The organism is Streptomyces sp. PA03-6a (genome assembly GCF_033792765.1).
Taxonomy (GTDB): domain Bacteria; phylum Actinomycetota; class Actinomycetes; order Streptomycetales; family Streptomycetaceae; genus Actinacidiphila.
Genome location: NZ_JARAVK010000094.1, coordinates 1 through 18,348, shown reverse-complemented (window position 1 = coordinate 18,348; position 18,348 = coordinate 1). Strand labels below are relative to the sequence as shown.

The following is an 18,348-nucleotide window of genomic DNA, read 5'->3' as shown; positions in this document are numbered from 1 at the left end:
TGGAGAAAATCATGAATTGGAGGTATTTGCCCCTGGTGGTCCGCTTTCGCTCTGAGTAGAGTGGAAGTGGCCTACGGGGCGAGCGAGGGAGTCCGGTAGCACCGGAGCCGGAGCAGGAAGCAGCGGCTTCCACCGGAACCGGGTACAACGGCCGGGCTGAGAGGCTCGAAGGTCCGGGAAGAGGTTTTGAGACCGGAGAGCGACCCCTAGCACCTGATCCGGACCATGCCGGCGAAGGGAGTCCCACCTCGTAGGTCGTGGAACTGTAGCCGACGAGCCCGCGCGGTGAGCGCGGGCTCACTTGTGCGCGCCGCATCGTGTCGCGCGGGGTCACGCCGGTTACTTGGCCGCACCACCGTTCGCTGGGATGATCGCCTGACGCGGACGAGGCCGACGGGGTGGGGGACATGGACGACCGGATGCTGGTGGGCGCGGTCAACGCACTGACCGCGCGATGGGCCCGGGAGACCCTGGGCGCCGGCCCGGCCGGGGCGACGGTCCTTTCCGCAGCGGGAGTCTGGCCGCTGCTGGCCCTGCTCGCCGCGGGTGCCGCGGGCCCCGCCCGCACCGAACTGGAACAGGCCGTCGGCACGGACGCCACGACGGCGGCCGCCGCCTCGGGACGGCTGCTCGCGCGGCTGGACGCGATGGACGGCGTCGACACCGCCGTGGGCCTGTGGACCCGCTCCTCCCTGCCGCTCGCGCCCGGCTGGCTCCCGCTGCTCCCGGCCGGCGCCCACGGGCACTTCAGCGGCGACACCGAGACCGACCGCAAGACCCTGGACACCTGGGCGGCGGAGCGCACCCACGGCATGGTCCCCAGGATGCCGGTCTCCGTCGACCGGAACACCCTCCTGCTGCTCGCGAACGCCCTGGCCCTGCGCACCGACTGGGCCGAGCCCTTCCAGGACCACCACACGGGGACGCTCTTCCGCAGCTCGCCGCACCTGGACATGGCCGGCGTCGCGACCACCCCCTTCGGTCCGCTGACCATGGCGAAGGTGAACGGCACCAACGGGATCGAGGTCCACCTCCTGCTCGGCCCCGACCACGTCGCCCCCGGCGAGGTGATCGCCGCCGGCGTGGCCGCCCTCGGCGGGACGTACCCGGTGCTGCCCGGCAACCTGCTGCCGTACGGGCACCCCGGGCCGGGGGTCGTGGTCGAGGACGTCACGAGCTTCGACCCGGCGCCCGCACTCGACCTGACCACGGTGCCGTTCACCGTCGGCGCCGAGCACGACCTCCTCGACCGCGCCGCGCTGTTCGGGCTCGCCACGGCCCGGGACAGCGGCACCGGGCACTTCCCCGGCATCAGCGCGCAGCCCCTGGCCGTCGGCGCGGCGAAGCAGGCGGCCACGGCGACCTTCAGCGCCAAGGGCTTCCGCGCCGCCGCCGTCACGGCCGTCTCCCTGATCGCCGGCAGCGCTCCCGGGCAGGCCCAGCAGGCCAGGCGCGTACGCGTCGGCTTCCTGCGCCCGTTCGGCTTCCTCGCCGTCCACCGGCTCTTCCCGGCGGTCCTCGTGGCGGGGTGGGTGACGCCCTGACCTCAGCGGGCGGCGGTCACAGGGCGCTCCCCGCCCGCCAGTCCGCCCAGTTCGCGTTCCAGGCGCCGTAGCCGTTGTTGACCTGGACGGTGTCGGTGGAGTGGACGACGGTCACCGGATCGCCCGGTGACACGTGCTCGTAGAACCACTTGGCGTCGGTCGTGCTCAGCCCTATGCAGCCGTGACTGCCGTTGACGCGGCCGAACTTGCCCTCGTTCCAGGGCGCGGCGTGCGCGAAGGTGCCCGACGTGGTGAGCCGGACGTCCCACTTCACGTCCTTCAGGTTGTACGCCTCGGGACCGAAGATGCGCACGGTACGGGAGTTCATGGTGATGCTCGGCGTCTTCTCCAGGACGACCATGGTGCCGTTCCACGTCTCGAAGCCTGACTTGCCGGTGGAGACGGGGAGGGTGCGCAGGACCGCGCCGTCGCGTCGCAGGGTGAGGGTCTTGCGAGCGGTGTCGACCGTGGTGACGACCGAGTGCCCTATCCGGAAGCGGACGACCCGGTTCTGCGTGCCGTAGAGGCCGCCGCCCGCGTCGACTCCGTCGAGGTCCATGCGGAGCGTGACCTCGGTGCCGGGCTTCCAGTAGGTGCGCGGGCGGTAGTCGACGCGGTCGCGGCCGCTCCAGTCCTTCATCCAGCTCCAGGCCCCGTCCACGGCCGGGCTCGCGGTGACGCCGAGCTTGCGCTCGACGGCCGCGCGGTCGCGTATCGGCTTGTTGAACACGATCGACACGGGCATGGCGACGCCGACCGTGGTGCCCTTGTCCGGGTGGTACTCCCCCACGAAGGTGCGCGCGGGCTCGGCGGTGGTGAAGGTGGTGTGCTCCGTCAGCCGCTTGCCGTCGGAGGCGGTGGCACGGACGAGCACGTCGTACGTCACGCCGGGCGCCAGCCGGCCTGCCGAGGTCCAGCTCTCCTTGGAGGACGCGAGCGTGCCGCGCAGCGGCCCGGGGCCGGCGGCGGTGACGCGTACGGAGTCGATCCGCGCGGCGGTGGTCCGCACGGTGACCTTGCGGTCGACGGGCACGGCACGCCCGCCGGAGGCGGGGGCGACGGCGATCGCCGGCCGTGGCTCCGCGGCGTGGGGCCCACCGCCGGAGCCGCTGCACGCCGACAGCGACGCGGCAACGGCCAGGGCGAACGTCGCGGCTCGCGCGCGCAGGGTCGTCCTCCGGTTCCGGGTCCGGTCGTTGGTCATCTGACGGCTCTCCTCCCCTGTCGAGTCGTACCTCTGCTCCTGCCCGGACTCGGGGCGGTCCACCGCATTCCGGCGACCGGAACTCCGCGGCCCGGACGACTCCGTGGCGTCACCGTTCCGTACCAGGCGTGTACGCACGGAACCCGGGCGCGGCACGGCCTCGTGTTCCGCGGCGAACGCCGGTCGTGGGCCGGGATGCAACAGCGGGACGGCCGAACAGCCGGTGAGCGGAACAGCGGAACGACCAGGGGGACCTCATGGAGCGCAGGAACACGAGGCGGGCCACGATCGCGGTGGCTCTGGCGGCAACGGCGGCGGTGCTGCTGACGGGGTGCCGGGGAGATGACGACGTCGCGGGCGGCGCGCCCTCGCCGACCGCTCCGTCGACCGCCCGGTCGACCGCCCCGTCGACCGCCGCACCGTCAGGGACCGCGGGCGACACCCTCCCGGTCTCCAGCACGTCCCCGGAGCCCGGGGGCACCGGATCCTCCGCCCCCTCGTCAGGTTCCACGGTGGGCCCCGCGGACCGCTGCGGCGCGGAGGACCTAGATGCGACCGCGGCGCACCAGGCCGCCGTACGCCCCCAGGGCACGGGCACCGGGGCGGCGGTGGTCGGCTTCACCAACACCTCCGGCGCGCCCTGCGTCGTCGAGGGCTTCCCGACGGTGGCCGGGGCGGCCAACGGCTCCCCGGAGATGAACGTGCCGCTGACGGTGCGGCACACCGGTGCGGCCGCGCCCGTCAGGCTGGCGCCGGGCGGCCGCGCGTGGGTGAAGCTGACGTTCCACCAGGTCCAGGGCGAGGGCGACGGCTCCTGCGTCTCGGGGGAGGCGCCGGTGCAGTACCCGACGATGGTGCTGGGGCTGCCCGGCGGGGCGGGCAGGCACCAGGTCGCCCTGGACGACGGGGTGTTCGCCGAGTGCGACGGTGTCGTAGCCGTCACCGCGCTGTCGGCAGACCAGCCGTCCTGAGGACGTAGGCCCCCAGGTCAGCTCGCCGGTGCGGGCCCCTCCACCGTGAGGGTGCCCGCGTCCGCGTCCAGGACGGCGGGGACGCCGAGCGGCACGGCCAGGCTGGTCTCGCAGTGGCCGAAGCCCAGTTCCTCGACGACCGGGACGCCGAGTCCGCCCAGCCGGTCCAGCAGCACCGCCCGCACCTCCTCGTAGGGGCCGCAGTCCCGCCAGGAGCCGAGGGCGATGCCCGCCACGCCGTCCAGCCAGCCGGCCCGCAGCAACTGGGTCAGCATCCGGTCGATCCGGTACGGCTCCTCCCCGATGTCCTCCAGCAGGAGGATGCCGCCGGGCACCCCGGGCCGCCCGTCCGGCGTGCCGAGGCCGGAGGCGAGCAGGGCCAGGCAGCCGCCGACGGTGACACCGCTTGCCGTGCCGGGGACGAGAGGGCGGGCGGTCGGTGCGCCGAGCACCCGCGTCCGCTCGGGCGCGAAAAGGGTGTCCTTCAACTGTGCGCGCGTGGGCTCGTCCTTGAGGAAGCCCTCCGCCGCGATCATGGTGCCGTGCAGGGTGGCCAGGCCCAGCCGGACCGCGAAGGCCTCGTGCAGCGCGGTGATGTCGCTGAAGCCGAGGAGGGTCTTGGGCCCGGCCGTCCGCAGCGCCTCCCAGTCCAGGAGGTCGGTCATGCGCTGGGCGCCGTAGCCGCCGCGGGCGCAGAGCACGGCGGCCACCGACGGGTCGCACCACGCCTCCTGGAAGTCGCGGGCGCGCGCCGCGTCCTGTCCGGCCAGGTAGTCGAACGTGGGGTGCCGGTCCAGGACGTGCGGCGCCACCACCGGGTCGAGGTCCCAGCCGCGGAGGATGTCGAGCCCCGCGTCGAGCCGCTCCCGGGGGACGGGTCCGCTGGGGGCGACGACGGAGACCCGGTCCCCGGGGACGAGACGACGGGGGCGGGTGAGCGGGACGAGCGGTGTCACTTGGTGAGCTCCAGAGGGGGTACCGAGGGCGGGGTGAAGCCGAAGACCTGGCCGTAGAGGGCGAGTTCGGACTCGAGGCAGGTGATCATCGTGTCCTCGCGGCGGAAGCCGTGCCCCTCGCCCTCGAAGGTGAGGTAGGCGTGGGGGACACCGCGTCCCGTGATCCGCTCCAGGAACCGCTCGCACTGCACAGGCCGGCAGATCACGTCCTCCAACCCCTGCAGCAGCAGGAACGGGACGGTGAGCCGGTCGGCCCGGGTGACCGGCGAACGGTCGCGGTAGCGCTCGGGGACGTCGGCGTAGGGCCCGATGAGCGAGTCGAGGTAGCGGGACTCGAAGTCATGGGTCTCACCGCCCTCGGCCCAGCCGGTGAGGTCGAGGAGCGGGTACTTGATCACGCCGCAGGCGTAGACGTCGGTGCCGGTGAGGGAGGCCGCGCTCGTCCAGCCGCCGGCGCTGCCGCCGCGGATCGCGAGCCGCTGCCCGTCCGCGGTGCCCTCCTCCGCCAGCGCCCTCGCGACGGCGGCGCAGTCCTCGACGTCGACGACGCCCCATTGCTCGCGCAGCCGCTCGCGGTAGGCGCGCCCGTAGCCGGTGGAGCCGCCGTGGTTGACCTCGACGACACCGATCCCCCGTGAGGTGAAGTAGGCGATCTCCAGGTCGAGCACGAGCGGGGCCCGGCTGGTGGGGCCGCCGTGCACCCAGACGACGTAGGGCGGCAGCTCTCCCTCGGGCGCGGCGAAGTAGGGGTTCGCCGGCGGGTAGAGCTGGGCGTGGATCTCCCGTCCGCCGGGCCCGGTGAAGGTGCGTTCCACGGGCTCGGGCAGGAACTCCGCTGGCACGGTGTCGTGGTGGGCGGCACCGATGACGCGGGTACGGCCGGTGCACGTGTCGAGTTCGAGGACCTCGAACGAGCTGCGGGCCGAGGCGGCCACGGCGACCACCCGGGTGCCCTCGGTGGACAGCGCGGCGGTCCACTCGGTCCACGGCCCCGGCGCGTCGACCAGCTCGCCGGTCGCCGGGTCGAATATCCCCAGGCGCTGCGCCCCCTTGCCGTGCAGCACCGCCAGCGTCCCGGCGGCGAGCGGGGCGAACCAGCGGGCGCCCATCTGCCAGCCGGGCCCGGCGAACTCCTCCCGCGCCGGCCGCAGGTTGACCGCGTCCCCGGTGGCCGGGTCGACACGGTGCAGGTTCCACCAGCCGTCGCGGTCGGTGGCGGCAATCAGGGTGCCGTCCGGTGTCCACTCCGCCTGGGCCACCGACTCGGTGGGGCCGCCGAGGATCGTCCGGGCGGCGCCGAAGGTGCCGTCCGCGCCGACGGCGGCGTGCTTGAGCTCCGTGCCGTCCCACGGCATCCGGGGGTGGTCCCAGGCGGTCCACACGGCCTGCCGGCCGTCCGGGGAGATCCGGGGCGCGGTCACGAAGTGGTGTGCGTCGTCGGAGAGTTCACGCACGGCGGAGCGGTCCTCGGCGGCCGAGCCGTCGAGCGGAACGGCGGCGAGGACCCGTCGTACGTCGCTCGGGCCCGCCCCGGTGAACTCCTCCAGTACGCACCACACCTCACCGCGGTCCGGATGGATCTGCGGATCTGCCCAGCGCAGCCCGTCGCCGATGGGGGAGAGCGGGGTCAGCGGCCGCGGCACGGCGCCCGGCGCGTCGGGCTCGTACGCGTAGAGCCGCTGGTCCGGGAAGTGGGAGAAGACGATCAGCGGTCCTCCCCCGGGCCGTGCCGTACCCGTCCAGGCCCGGCCGCCGTACTCGATGACGCGGGTGCGGACGTTCCACGGCGCGGGCAGCGGGCCGTCGACCGTGCCGTCGGCGCGGCGGCGGACGAGGGCGCGGCGGCCGCCCTCCGCAGGCCGTGGTTCGGTCCACCACACCTCGTCACCGACGAACCCGGGGAACTCGGGACGCCCGTCGTGGGAGGCGGCGGTGCGGGCGTCGACCGGCGACTCCCAGGCACCGTAGGGGGCGATGATCGGGGCACGCGTCATCGGGCAACTCCGTCGGTCGTGTCCTGCCGGCCCAGCATGAACCGGTCGAGTACGCGGACGCCGAAGTGCAGCCCCTCCACCGGGACCCGCTCGTCGACGCCGTGGTACATCCCCGCGTAGTCGTAACCCTCGGGGAGCTTCAGCGGGGAGAAGCCGTACCCCGTGATGCCGAGCCGCGAGAACTGCTTGGCGTCGGTGCCGCCGCCCATCACGTAGGGCACGACGTGGGCATCCGGGTCGAAGTGGATCAGGGCCTCCCGCATCGCGGCGTAGACCGGCGCGTCCAAGGGGGCCTCCAGCGGGATCTCGCGGTGGTGGAACTCCCACTCGACGTCCGGGCCGGTGAGCTCGTCCATGGTGGTCGTGAACTCCTCGTCGCCGCCCGGCAGGACCCGGCCGTCGACGTAGGCGACCGCGCTGCCCGGGATGACGTTGACCTTGTAGCCGGCCTCGAGCACGGTCGGGTTGGCGCTGTTGCGGATCACCGGTTCCACCAGGGCGGCGGCGGTGCCCAGCTTGGTCAGCAGGGTGTCCACGTCGTCGAAGTCGGGCTCGACCTCGTGCAGCGCGGCCAGTTCGGTCAGCGCCGCCCGCACCGTGGGGACGATCCGCACCGGCCAGCGGTGCTCACCGATGCGGGAGACGGCCGCGGCGAGCCGGGTCACCGCGTTGGCCGGGTTGACCTTGGAGCCGTGCCCCGCCCTGCCGTGCGCCGTGAGCTTCAGCCATGCGGTGCCGCGTTCCCCGGCCGCCACGGGGTACAGCCGCAGTCCGGGCCCGGCGTGGAAGGTGAAGCCCCCGGACTCGCTGATGCCCTCGGTGCAGTCGCGGAACAGTTCGGCGTGCTGCTCGACGAGGTAGGTCGCCCCGTAGGTGGCGCTGTCCTCCTCGTCGGCCGTCAGCGCGAGCACGATGTCCCGCTCGGGGCGCAGACCCCTGCGGGCCCAGGAGCGCACGGTGGCCAGCACCATCGCCACCGTGCCCTTCATGTCGACTGCGCCGCGGCCCCAGACGACTCCGTCCCGTACCTCGCCGGAGAAGGGGTGCACGCTCCAGTCCTCCGCCTGGGCGGGCACGACGTCCAGGTGGCCGTGGACCAGCAGCGCGCCCTGTCCGTTCCCGGCGCGTGGGGCACCCTCGATCCGCGCCACGACGTTGGCCCGTCCCGGTGCGGACTCCAGGATGCGGGCCTCGATCCCGGCCTCGTCGAGCAGCCGCGCGGCGTGCTCCGCCGCCGGACGCTCGTTGCCGTCACCGCCGCCGCGGTTGGTGGTGTCGATCCGGATCAGCTCCGAGGTGAAGCGGACCGCCTCGTCCAGTGCCAGGGTGTCAGCCATACTGCTCCTCCACAGCTGTCGAGACGAGGGTGGTCACGGCCTTGTAGCAGCGGATCCCCTCGTACATGGTCGGTGACGTGTACGTGACGCGGCGCTCGCCCGTGCGCTCCACACCGGGCACGATCGCGGCGGCCCCCGCCAGATGCTCCGCGTCGAACTCGACCTCGATCGTGAACGGCCCGCCCCGCGCCGGCTCGTGGCGCACGGCGAGCGAGGTCGCGTCCTTCGCGGCGGAGCGGATGTCCGCCGCCGTGCGGGCCGGCGGCCGGCACACGGCCGCGTACCGCGACACGTAGTCCTTGACGGCGACCGTCCGCGCCGCCGGCGCGTAGTCGCGGGCGTCGAGGCCGGTCCGGTCGTCCCCCGTGACCAGCACGACGGGCACCCCGTACTCGGCGGCCACCAGCGCGTTCAGTCGGCCCTCGCTCGCCGGCGGACTGCCGTTGACCCACACGCCGGTGATCGAGTTGGGGAGGTAGGTGTGGGCGAGCACCCCTTCCGTCCCCGCACCCGTGTGGAAGCCGACGAAGGCGATGCCATCCACGTCGCCGTGCTGCACGCCCTCGACCATCGACAGGTCCTTGTGCCGCCCGGTGACCATCCGGGCCCGCTCGTCCAACTGCTCCAGCAGCAGGTTCCGCATGGACCAGTGGGCCTCGTTGACCAGGACCTCGTCGGCGCCGCCGTCGAAGAAGCCGGCGATCGCGGCGTTCACGTCCGAGGTGAACAGATGCCGGAACCGCTGCCAGCCCTCCGTGCCGGGCAAGACGTCACCGGGCCAGGTCACCCCGGTGGCGCCCTCCATGTCCGCGCTGATCAGGATCTTCATGGCATGGAACGTTACGCAAAGTCACCGCGGCACACCAGGCCCCCGCCCCGCCTGTGGAAAACTTCAGTGGCCCAGACCGATGGCGGTCAGCCTGCACCCCCTGCCACCAGCCAGTTCGTCGGTACCTCGAGCCGCGTGCCGTCCGCCCGCCGCTCCGTCGTCACGAGAGCGGCCTCACCGCGTGCGAGCACCTCCATCCCCGCCGCGCGGAAGAGCTCCGGGACGGTCTCGTCGGGCATCGCGGCCGGCGCGATCCCGTGCGAGAAGACCGCCGCGAGCTTGGCGGGCGGCCCGCCCGGCCCCTGGGCGAAACCCGCCAGCACGTCCTTCGCCGACGCCGCGAGTTCGTCCGCGAACGCCCGGCCGCGCCCGCCGGTCAGCACGGCGATGCCCTGCACCAGCGGTGCGCGCTCCTCCGGCAGGCACTGGTGGAGCACTCCGCGCATGTACACGTTCGCCTCGCCCAGCTCCTCGCTCAATCGCCGGACCGCCTTGGGGTCGGCCGCGTCGAGCTGCCGGTACTCGGCGACACCGCCCGGGTCCTGGTGCCGCGCGTGGCCGATCGCGGCCGCCGCGAGGTCCACCCCGACGGCCCGGCCGTAGTGCTTGGCGAGGAAGCGGGTCTGGGTGCCGTTGCCGCAGCCGAGGTCGACGACCGGCAGCGACGGGTCGAAGTACGCCTCGAGGAACGGGAGATGGGCCGCCGCGGTGACCTCCGCCTCCGCGTCCCAGAACACCGCCCCCGGCTCTCCGGGGGCGTCGCGCCAGAAGCCCTCCCACGCCTGCAGGTTCGTGCCGGTGACGTCCATGCGATCTCCCCAGGTCCACGTTTCCGTCGCCGCGGACCGTGCCCGGCCGCGCGGCCGAAGCCCCGTCAGCGTCCGTGCTACCGGCGGCCGTCGGCGAGGGCAAGTGTCCGGGGGAAGTCGTGACCTCGTGTTCGCTACGTCCGAGGCCCGGCCGGGGCCCCGCCGCCGCGTCCGCCGGTCCGCCGCCACGGCAGCGCCTGCTCGAACCAGACCGTCTTGCCCTGCGCCGTACGGCTCGCGCCCCACTCCCGCGCCAGCCGGCTCACGATCCGCAGCCCCCGCCCCGACTCGTCCTCGGGTCCGGCGCCGAGCAGGACGGGCACGGCGTGGTCGTCGTCCGAGACCTCGCACAGCAGCGCGTCCGTACGCACCAGGCGCAGCTCCACGTGCCGGGAGTGCGCGTGCCGGACGGCGTTGGTGACCACCTCGCCGACCATCAGCTCGGCCGCCTCCGCCGCCTCCTCCAGCCCCCAGCCCTCCAGGGCGCCCCGGGTCAGGATCCGGGCCCTGCCCACTTCGCGGGGGTCGAGGGCGAGCTGCCAGGTGACGACGTCCTCTCGGGCGATGCCGTTGAGCCGGGCCATCAGCAGGGCGACGTCGTCCTTGCGGCCGCCCGGCGGGTTGAGGGCGCGGATGATCGTGTCGCAGGCGTCGTCCATCGAGGCCGCGGGATGCGCGGCGCTCTCGCACAGCGCGGCGAGACCGGCCCCGATGTCCTGGCCGCGTACCTCGACCAGCCCGTCCGTGCACAGCACGAGCCGGTCGCCCGGGCCGACGGCGACCTTGACCGTCTCGAAGGGCACCCCTCCGATGCCGATCGGGGCACCCGTCGGGACGTCGAGCAGCACGCTGCGGCCGTCCTCGGCGCGCACCAGCACGGGCGGGATGTGTCCCGCGTTGGCGATGAGCAGCTCGGACCGGATCGGGTCGTACACGGCGTACAGGCAGGTGGCGAGGTAGTGCTCGCCGAGGCGCTGCGCCAGGTCGTCGAGGTTGCGCAGCAGTTGCGCCGGCGGCATGTCCAGCGCGGCCATGGTCTGCACGGCGGTGCGCAACTGGCCCATCATCGCGGCGGCGTTGAGCCCGTGCCCCATGACGTCGCCCACGACGAGGGCGAGCCGGGAGCCGGGCAGCTTGATGGTGTCGAACCAGTCGCCGCCGACCCGGCCCCGCCGGGTGCCGGGCAGGTAGCGGGTCGCCACGTCGCACCCCGGCATGCGCGGGGTGATCTGCGGCAGCATGCTGTCCTGCAGCGTGTCGGCGACGTTCTCCTGGTACGTGTACATGCGGGCGTTGTCCAGGACGAGCCCGGCGCGGGCGGCCAGTTCGGCGCCCGTCACACGGTCCATGTCGTTGAACGGCGGACGCTCGCCGTGCCGCAGCAGGATCATGAACCCGAGGACGACGTTGCGCGCCTTCAGCGGCACGACCAGCATCGACCGCCCGGTGATCAACGGCCGGATGTCGCGCTTCTCGAACTGCGAGGCGATCGCCTCGCCCATGGGTTCGGTGATCCTGGGCACCAGCACCGGCTGACCGCTCGTCATGCACTGGAAGAACGGGGTGTGCTCGGGGAACGGCATGGACTCGCCGACCGGTACGACGTCGTCCCAGCGGCCTGGCTCGTCGGTGTGCTCCAGGGCGACCCGGTACCACATGGTGGTGACGTCGGGCGGGCCGTCGGGGAAGCCCTCGCCCGCCGGCACCTGTTCGCGCAGGTAGGTACCCGCGACATCGGTGAAGCGCGGTACGACGGCGGCGCTGACCTCCCTGATCGTGCGGGTCAGGTCCAGGGAGCTGCCGATGCGCCCGCTGACCTCGTTGAGGAACTCCAGGCGCTCGCGGACGGCGGCGTACTCCAGGTCGGGTTCGGGCTCCTCGGACACGACGGCGCGCGGGTCGGTGGCGGACTCACGGGCGGCACGCCGCCTGCGGGCCCTGCGCTCGTCCCGTCGGGGCACGCCCCAGTCGGGGGTGACGGGCACCCGGTCGTGCCGGCTGATCTCCAGGACGGGGTAGCCGAGTTCCAGCACCTGGGAGACGATGCGGCCGCTCTCGGCGACGCTCATGCTGGGCAGGATCTCGGGGAGCCGCTTGGCGAGCCCGTCCGCGCCGGGGAACTCGGTGTGCAGGGCGAAGCCGGGCGCGACCCGCTCGGACTCCCCGGGAGGGGAGTCGTCCTCGCCGTGCACCAGGGCGGTGTCGGCGGCCAGCACGAGCAGGCGCTCGGGACCCGGGCCGACCAGCGGGTAGGCCCACCACAGGACGTCGCCGGGGAGGCCGAGGGGGTCGGGGTCGGGCCCCTGGTTGAGCCGCGCAAGGCCGGCGGTCGGGTAGGAGGTCCCGCCGCTGAGCGTGGCGTCGAGGTCGGCCCCGGGCGGCGCCTCGGGTCCGTCCGGGCCGGGCTCCTCGCCGAGCGCGCCGGAGACCGGCAGCAGGTCGACGGCCGGGCGGCCGACGGCCTCCTCCCGGGTGGGCCCGAAGAGCTTGCGGGCGCCCGTGCTCCAGTGCGAGACGAGCCCGTCGCCGTCGACCACGACCACGGCGAGCGGGACGCGTCCGGAGAGTCCGGTCCGCTGCTCCGGCAGCGCGGCGCGGCTCCCCTCCCCCGGCGGAGTGCGACGTTGCATGACGCGGGCGGCTCCTTCCCCTGCGGCGCCCGGATCCCGACCGAGGCGCGGAGGTGGTCGGCCCCCGGCGCAAGATCTGCGGCTCCGCAACCACGGTACGACCGACACCGGGTGCCGCGTAGGGCATTGGACGAATCCGGTGTGCGCCCCGCGGAGGGCCGTGGATGCGCCGGGACATGCGCGGGCGCACGCCCCGGCACTGAGGGGCCGTCAGGGGCAGGTCAGTCCTCGTGGCCCAGGTGCACGTCGCGCTCGGTGCGCTCACCGCCGCTGAGCCGCAGCACGGTGGCCACCGGCGGATACCCCGAGGCCACGACGGTGTACTCGCCCGCGGCCAGGTCGACGAAGCGGAAGACGCCGTCGGGGCCGGTCGTCACGGTGTCCAGGACGTTGCCCGCCGCGTCCAGCAGGGTGACCCGCGCGTCCTCGACGGGGCTGCCGCCCGGGCCGCGCACGGTGCCGCGCAGCATCGCGCCGCCCGCGAGTTCGACGTCCTGCCGGGTCTCCCGGGCCGCGTGCACCGACACGGGGAGCGCCGCGGGCCGGTAGGCGGGGGCGTTCGCGGCGAGCGTGTACTCCCCCGCGACGAGGTCACTCAAGACGTAGTCGCCCTCCCTGCCGGTACGGGTGGTCGCCACCACGTCGCCGCGGGAGTCGGTGAGGGTGACGGTGGCCTCCCGTACGGCCGTGCCGTCGGCGGTGCGCACCGTGCCGGCGAGCCGCCCGGCGCCGCCGAGCACCACGTCGAGCTCGACGGGGCGTTCCCCGACGGTCACGCTGACGGCCTGCGGCTGGTGCCCCCCGGCGGCGGCGATCAGGACGTAACTGCCGCTGCCCGGGGTGCTCAGCGCGTAACGTCCGTCCTCACCTGTGGCGCCACGCCCGATCTGGCGGCCGGTCACATCGATGAGGGTGAGGGCCGCCCGGCCTACGGTGCTGCCGTCGGCGTGCTGGACGGTGCCGCACACCGGGACGCCGACGCCGACGGTGTCGGCCTTGCGGGCGGTGGGGACGTGCTGGGTCACCAGGGGTTTCTCCTTGAGCAGGAAGGCGAGCAGGAAGCCGAGGGCGAGTACCGGCACCAGGTAGAGGAAGATGCGCGGCATGGCCTCGGCGTACGCCCGCACATAGGCCTCGCGCAGCGGTGCCGGCATCGCGTGCACCATCTGCGGCGTGATCGACTGGGGGTCCGGCAGGTCGACGCCGCGCGGCAGCCGGTCGGCGAGCCCGTCGGCGAGCCGGTTGGCGAACAGGGTGCCGAAGACGGCCGCCCCCACCGAGCCGCCGATCTGCCGGAAGTAGTTGTTGGCGCTGGTGGCGGCTCCGAGGTCGGCGGGCCGCACGGAGTTCTGCACGGCGAGGATCAGCACCGGCAGGACGAGGCCGATGCCCAGCCCCAGCACACCCATGTAGACGCTGTACTCCACGCGCGGGGTGTCGGTCTCCAGCAGCGACAGCAGCCACATGCCGGCCACCGAGAGCGCCCCGCCGGCGAGCGGGAACACCCTGTAGCGTCCGGTACGGCTGATCAACTGGCCGGAGACCACGGAGGCCAGGACGACGCCCAGCATCATGGGCAGCATCAGCAGCCCGGACTCGGTGGCGCTGACGCCGTTCACCATCTGCAGGAACGTGGGCAGGTAGCTGGCGGCGCCGAAGAGGCCGACGCCGACGACGGCCCCGATGAGGGCCGAGACGGTGAAGATGCCGTCCCGGAAGAGGCGCAGCGGGATGATGGGTTCGACGGCGAACCGTTCCACCACGACGAACAGCACGGCGCAGCCGAGCGATGCCGCGCCCAGCCCGATGATCACCTCCGAGCGCCAGGCGTACGTCGTGCCGCCCCAACTGGTCAGCAGCACCAGGCAGGTGGAGCCGGCTGCCAGCAGCAGTGCGCCCAGCACGTCCAGCCGGGGGCGAACGGCCGGCCGCGGCAGCTTCAGGACGACGGCGATGACGGCCAGGGTCAGCAGCCCGAAGGGCACGTTGATGTAGAAGCACCAGCGCCAGGAGGCGTGGTCGGTGAAGAATCCGCCGAGCAGGGGCCCCGCAACGGAGGCCAGGCCGAAGGATGCGCCGATCAGTCCCATGTACCGGCCGCGTTCCCGGGGCGGGACGATGTCCGCGATGATCGCCTGGACGCCGATCATCAGCCCCCCGCCGCCGACACCCTGGATGGTGCGGAAGGCGATCAGCTCGTTCATGGAGCGCGACCAGCCGGCGAGCGCCGAGCCGATGACGAAGACGACGATGGCGAACTGGAAGACGCTCTTGCGCCCGAAGAGGTCGCCGAGCTTGCCGTAGATGGGCAGCCCGACGGTGGAGGCGAGCAGGTAGGCGGTGACGGCCCAGGACATCTTGTCCAGGCCGTGCAGCTCGCCGACGATCTTGGGGAGCGCGGTCGCCACGATCATCTGGTCGAGCGCGGCCAGCAGCAGGGTCAGCATGAGCCCGAGGAAGACCAGACGCACCCGGCGCGGGCTCAGTCCGCCGACGGGCGCACCCTGCTCCTGCGGCACGGCTGCGGGTCGGTCCTCGGGGCCCGTGCCGGCGCCGGTCACGTCCGTGAGGGTGCCGGTCTCCTCGGACAGGGTCGTCCCGGTGGTGCCGCCCATCTGCGTACCGCTCCCCTCGTCGCGCCTGCCCTGCGACAACGATCTGGGGCGCCGGGGATGCGCCGGAGTGCGGCAGATCCACCCTTTCAAGTGACGTGCCCACCGGCGTGCGCCCGCCGGGCGCCGGCCCGGCGCATGGGGCGCGTACCCGTGCGGCGCGTCAAGGGAGGTGACCGGGCGTCACCCGGTGCCGGCCGCCTCCCTTGTGCCGCCTGCTACTTCTCGGTCTCCGCGGCGAGGCGCGCGAGCACCGCGTCGTGGATGCGGTTCAGGCCCTTGGGGGCGAAGGTGCGCTCGAAGAAGCCGCCGATGCCGCCGGCGCCGGTCCACGTGCTGGTGACGACCGCCTTGGCGCGGCCCTCGCCGGCCGGGGTGACCGTCCAGGTGGTGACCATGGTGGAGTTGCGGTCGCTCTCGACCAGCTGCCCCGGGGTCGGCTCGGTCACCGCGAGGAGGCAGTCCCGCACGCGCTTCTCGGTCGCCTGCAGCTTCCAGTGCACCAGGGTGCCCGCGCCGCTGCCCCCCTCGCGCACCTCGTACTCGCTGTACTGCTCGGGAAGCAGTCGCTGCCGGGTGCCCGCGTAGTCGGCGAGCGCCGCGAAGACGCTCTCCGGGCTCGCCGCGATCTCGCGCTGAGTGGTGGCCTCGACCTGTGCCATGCGCCGTCCTCCGTCGATCCGTGTGCCGTCGCCGACAAGCCAATCACCATGGCCGCGTGCCCGCGAAATCGGGCCGCCCTCCCGGAGGGGCACCTCCGTACGAGGGCCCCACGGGGCCCTGCCGCCGCCCGGCGAAAAATCACGTGCCCCGCCGGTCGTGGCGCGTTATCGTCGGCTCCATGAACGTCACCGGCCACAGCATCACCGCGACCGCGCGAGCGACCAGCTCGCCGGTTGCCGCCGCCTGACGTACCCCCTTCCTCACCACCGGCGACCGGGAACGGCTCGCCGGTGGTCTCGTGGCGCACCGCCGCGATTCCGGTGATCGAGCGGACCCGTTCTCCGGTGCCTCCCCGCCCTCCACGCGAAGGAGCCACCCACCATGAACACAGAAGAGATCGTCCGCACGTTCGTCGAGTACTACGAGGACCGCGGCCACCGCAGGATCACCGGATCGACGCTGCTGCCGCCGCCCGGTGACCCGGTGCTGTTCACGACCTCGGGCATGCATCCGCTGACCCCGTACCTGGAGGGGCGCCCGCACCCGCTCGGCAGCCGGCTGGTCAACGTGCAGCGCTGTCTGCGCACCACCGACCTGGAAGAGGTCGGCGATCCCACCCATCTGACGGTCTTCGAGATGCTCGGCACCTGGTCGCTCGGCGGCTACGAGGGCCCGCAGAGCCTCGACTGGGGCTACGGACTGCTCACCGAGGGCTTCGGCATCGACCCGGGGCGGCTGCACGTCACGGTGTTCGGCGGCGACGACCGCACGGGTCCGGACACCGACTCCCTGGAGTTGTGGGAGAAGCACGGGGTCCCGGTGGAGCTCACCGTCGAGGACAACTGGTGGTCCAACGGGCCGACCGGCCCGTGCGGCCCCGACTCGGAGATCTTCCTGTGGACCGGCGACACCCCTCCGCGGTCCACGCCCACCCGCGACGACCGCTGGGTCGAGGTCTGGAACCACGTGATGATGCGCCACCGCCGGCTCGAGGACGGCTCGCTCGTGCCGCTCCCCCAGCGCAACGTCGACACCGGACTCGGCCTGGAACGCCTGGCCTCGCTGCTGCAGGGCCGCACGTCGGTGTTCGAGTGCGACGTCTTCACCCCCTGGCGCCGTCTCGTACCGTCCCTGTGGCCACTGGACGAACCATCGCTGCGCCTGGTCTGCGACCACCTGCGCTCGGCCGTGGTGGTGATCGGGGACGGGGTGCGCCCGTCCAACACCGGCCGCGGGTACGTGCTGCGCCGGCTGGTGCGGCGGGTCCTCACCGCCTTGTGGCGGGACGACCCGTCCCGTGGCCTCGGCGATCTGCCGCAGGAACTGGTCCTGCACACCCTGGACCACTTCCGGCAGGACGTGGACCCGGACGAGCCGCGCCGGGTGCTGCTGGAGGAGGAGCGCCGGTTCGGGCGGCTCCTGGAGCGCGGCCGTCAGGTGCTGGCCCGTCCCCGCTTCCGGGGCCCGCTGGACGAGGAGGACTTCCACTACCTCCACGACACCCACGGCCTGCCGCGCGACCTCGTCCTGAGCCTGCGGCCGCAATGACGGTGGACGGCCCCGTCAGGGCCCCGGGCGGTGCCTACGGCACGCCCGGGGCCCTGCGTCACACGCGGTCACGCACAGTGGTCCCGGGAATCCCATGGATCCCCCTCGACGCTATTCGCTCAGATGTTCTATTCTCGGGAGGAGAGCAACGAAGGAGGCGGCATGAGGTGGGACAACCTGAGCCGCGACACGGCGGCGACCACACCCGCGCTCTTCGGCGTGGACGCCGTGACCCGTACGTTCGACACCCCCGAGTTCCGCGGGATCACCTTCCACGAGGTGCGCGCCCGCACGATCGTCAACCGCGTGCCCGGCGCGTCCCGGATGCCGTTCGAGTGGACGATCAACCCCTACCGCGGCTGCAGTCACGCCTGTGTGTACTGCTTCGCACGCAAGACGCACACCTACCTGGACCTCGACAGCGGCCTGGACTTCGACTCGCAGATCATCGTGAAGGTCAACGCGCCCGAGCTGCTGCGCCGCGAGCTCGCCTCGCCCCGCTGGCAGGGCGAGCACATCGCGATGGGCACCAACGTCGACTGCTACCAGCGCGCGGAGGGCCGCTACCGGCTCATGCCCGGCATCCTGGCCGCGCTGCGCGACCACGCCAATCCCTTCTCGATCCTCACCAAGGGGTCGCTGATCCTGCGCGACCTGGACCTCCTGGTGCAGGCCTCCCAGGTCACCGACGTCTCGACCGCGGTCTCCGTCGGCTTCACCGACCGGGACCTGTGGCGCACCGTGGAACCGGGCACGCCGTCGCCGGCGAAGCGTCTGGAGGTCTGCCGCACGCTCAATGAGCACGGCATCCCCTCGGGCGTCCTGATGGCGCCGGTGTTGCCGTACCTCAGCGACTCCCCGGAACAGTTGCGCGAGACCGTCCGTGCGATCGCCGGGACCGGCGCCACGTCCGTCACCCCGCTGGTGCTGCATCTGCGTCCCGGGGCGAGGGAGTGGTTCATGGCCTGGCTCTCGGTGCACCACCCGCGGCTGATCTCCCGCTACAAGGCGCTCTACGCGGACGGCGCCTACGCGCCCACCTGGTACCAGCGGCGCATCACCCGCCAAGTGCACGAGTTCGCCGCCGAGTTCGGGATCGGGCCCAGCCGTTCCGGGACCGCGCGCCGGATGACCGCACCCGAGGAGGACACCCCCGGGCCGCCCGCCGCACCCGAGCCCGCTGGGCACCCGCTTTTCGTGAGCTCAGATCAGGGTCAGTTGCGTCGGCGGGGCGGACGCGGAGCGTCGCAG

The 18,348-nt window shown here is 73.2% G+C and carries 13 protein-coding genes; 4 read left to right on the top strand and 9 right to left on the bottom strand.

The features are described from left to right. Positions 1-407 precede the first annotated feature (407 nt). A complete protein-coding gene (locus PV350_RS22550; RefSeq protein ID WP_500335667.1) occupies positions 408-1,544 on the top strand; it encodes a serpin family protein in 1,137 nt (378 codons plus the stop codon). 16 nt (positions 1,545-1,560) lie between these two features. On the opposite strand, the gene PV350_RS22545 is transcribed toward PV350_RS22550, so the two are convergent. After that, complete coding sequence (locus PV350_RS22545; RefSeq protein ID WP_500335665.1) at positions 1,561-2,748, bottom strand: L,D-transpeptidase; 1,188 nt, start codon at positions 2,746-2,748, stop codon at positions 1,561-1,563. A 257-nt stretch (positions 2,749-3,005) separates the two neighbouring features. On the opposite strand from PV350_RS22545, the gene PV350_RS22540 reads away from it, so the two are divergent. Continuing rightward, entirely contained in the window at positions 3,006-3,719 is a 714-nt protein-coding gene (locus PV350_RS22540) for a DUF4232 domain-containing protein (protein ID WP_500335663.1), read from the top strand. A gap of 17 nt (positions 3,720-3,736) precedes the next feature. Here PV350_RS22540 and PV350_RS22535 read toward each other — a convergent pair whose 3' ends face one another. From PV350_RS22535 to PV350_RS22500, 8 genes are all read right to left on the bottom strand, one after another. Next, positions 3,737-4,675, bottom strand: a complete 939-nt coding sequence (locus PV350_RS22535) for a S66 peptidase family protein (protein WP_499514830.1) — start codon at positions 4,673-4,675, stop codon at positions 3,737-3,739. Next, positions 4,672-6,669 carry a dipeptidyl-peptidase 5 gene (locus tag PV350_RS22530; RefSeq protein ID WP_500335661.1) on the bottom strand — a complete coding sequence of 666 codons (1,998 nt, stop codon included), beginning with the start codon at positions 6,667-6,669 and terminating at the stop codon, positions 4,672-4,674. The genes PV350_RS22535 and PV350_RS22530 overlap by 4 nt, the downstream gene beginning before the upstream one ends. Further along, entirely contained in the window at positions 6,666-8,006 is a 1,341-nt protein-coding gene (locus PV350_RS22525) for a M20/M25/M40 family metallo-hydrolase (RefSeq protein ID WP_500335659.1), read from the bottom strand. Before PV350_RS22525 ends, PV350_RS22530 begins: the two co-directional genes overlap by 4 nt. Further along, on the bottom strand, positions 7,999-8,835 hold the full coding sequence (locus PV350_RS22520; protein WP_500335657.1) for a M55 family metallopeptidase: 837 nt from the start codon (positions 8,833-8,835) through the stop codon (positions 7,999-8,001). Before PV350_RS22520 ends, PV350_RS22525 begins: the two co-directional genes overlap by 8 nt. Before the next feature lie 86 nt (positions 8,836-8,921). Next, positions 8,922-9,644 carry a class I SAM-dependent methyltransferase gene (locus tag PV350_RS22515; RefSeq protein WP_500335656.1) on the bottom strand — a complete coding sequence of 241 codons (723 nt, stop codon included), beginning with the start codon at positions 9,642-9,644 and terminating at the stop codon, positions 8,922-8,924. Between the two features lie 134 nt (positions 9,645-9,778). Continuing rightward, positions 9,779-12,274: a SpoIIE family protein phosphatase gene (locus PV350_RS22510; protein ID WP_500335655.1), complete on the bottom strand. Its 2,496-nt coding sequence runs from the start codon at positions 12,272-12,274 to the stop codon at positions 9,779-9,781. Between the two features lie 221 nt (positions 12,275-12,495). Next, positions 12,496-14,889 carry an MFS transporter gene (locus PV350_RS22505; protein WP_499514824.1) on the bottom strand — a complete coding sequence of 798 codons (2,394 nt, stop codon included), beginning with the start codon at positions 14,887-14,889 and terminating at the stop codon, positions 12,496-12,498. Positions 14,890-15,104: 215 nt separating this feature from the next. Further along, complete coding sequence (locus PV350_RS22500; protein ID WP_499514823.1) at positions 15,105-15,548, bottom strand: SRPBCC family protein; 444 nt, start codon at positions 15,546-15,548, stop codon at positions 15,105-15,107. Between the two features lie 382 nt (positions 15,549-15,930). Here PV350_RS22500 and PV350_RS22495 point away from each other — a divergent pair, with 382 nt between their 5' ends. Continuing rightward, positions 15,931-17,097, top strand: coding sequence for an alanine--tRNA ligase-related protein (locus PV350_RS22495; RefSeq protein WP_499514822.1), 1,167 nt, complete (start codon positions 15,931-15,933; stop codon positions 17,095-17,097). Positions 17,098-17,259: 162 nt separating this feature from the next. Then, the coding region (locus tag PV350_RS22490; RefSeq protein WP_500335652.1) for an Rv2578c family radical SAM protein at positions 17,260-18,348 on the top strand (1,089 nt) is incomplete at its 3' end.

Coding starts and splice junctions, on each gene's coding strand:
- PV350_RS22525 (WP_500335659.1), bottom strand. CDS start 8,006: ATGGCTGACACCCTGGCACTGGACGAGGCGGTCCGCTTCACCTCGGAG.
- PV350_RS22530 (WP_500335661.1), bottom strand. CDS start 6,669: ATGACGCGTGCCCCGATCATCGCCCCCTACGGTGCCTGGGAGTCGCCG.
- PV350_RS22520 (WP_500335657.1), bottom strand. CDS start 8,835: ATGAAGATCCTGATCAGCGCGGACATGGAGGGCGCCACCGGGGTGACC.
- PV350_RS22505 (WP_499514824.1), bottom strand. CDS start 14,889: ATGGGCGGCACCACCGGGACGACCCTGTCCGAGGAGACCGGCACCCTC.
- PV350_RS22500 (WP_499514823.1), bottom strand. CDS start 15,548: ATGGCACAGGTCGAGGCCACCACTCAGCGCGAGATCGCGGCGAGCCCG.
- PV350_RS22540 (WP_500335663.1), top strand. CDS start 3,006: ATGGAGCGCAGGAACACGAGGCGGGCCACGATCGCGGTGGCTCTGGCG.
- PV350_RS22515 (WP_500335656.1), bottom strand. CDS start 9,644: ATGGACGTCACCGGCACGAACCTGCAGGCGTGGGAGGGCTTCTGGCGC.
- PV350_RS22545 (WP_500335665.1), bottom strand. CDS start 2,748: ATGACCAACGACCGGACCCGGAACCGGAGGACGACCCTGCGCGCGCGA.
- PV350_RS22510 (WP_500335655.1), bottom strand. CDS start 12,274: ATGCAACGTCGCACTCCGCCGGGGGAGGGGAGCCGCGCCGCGCTGCCG.
- PV350_RS22495 (WP_499514822.1), top strand. CDS start 15,931: ATGAACACAGAAGAGATCGTCCGCACGTTCGTCGAGTACTACGAGGAC.
- PV350_RS22550 (WP_500335667.1), top strand. CDS start 408: ATGGACGACCGGATGCTGGTGGGCGCGGTCAACGCACTGACCGCGCGA.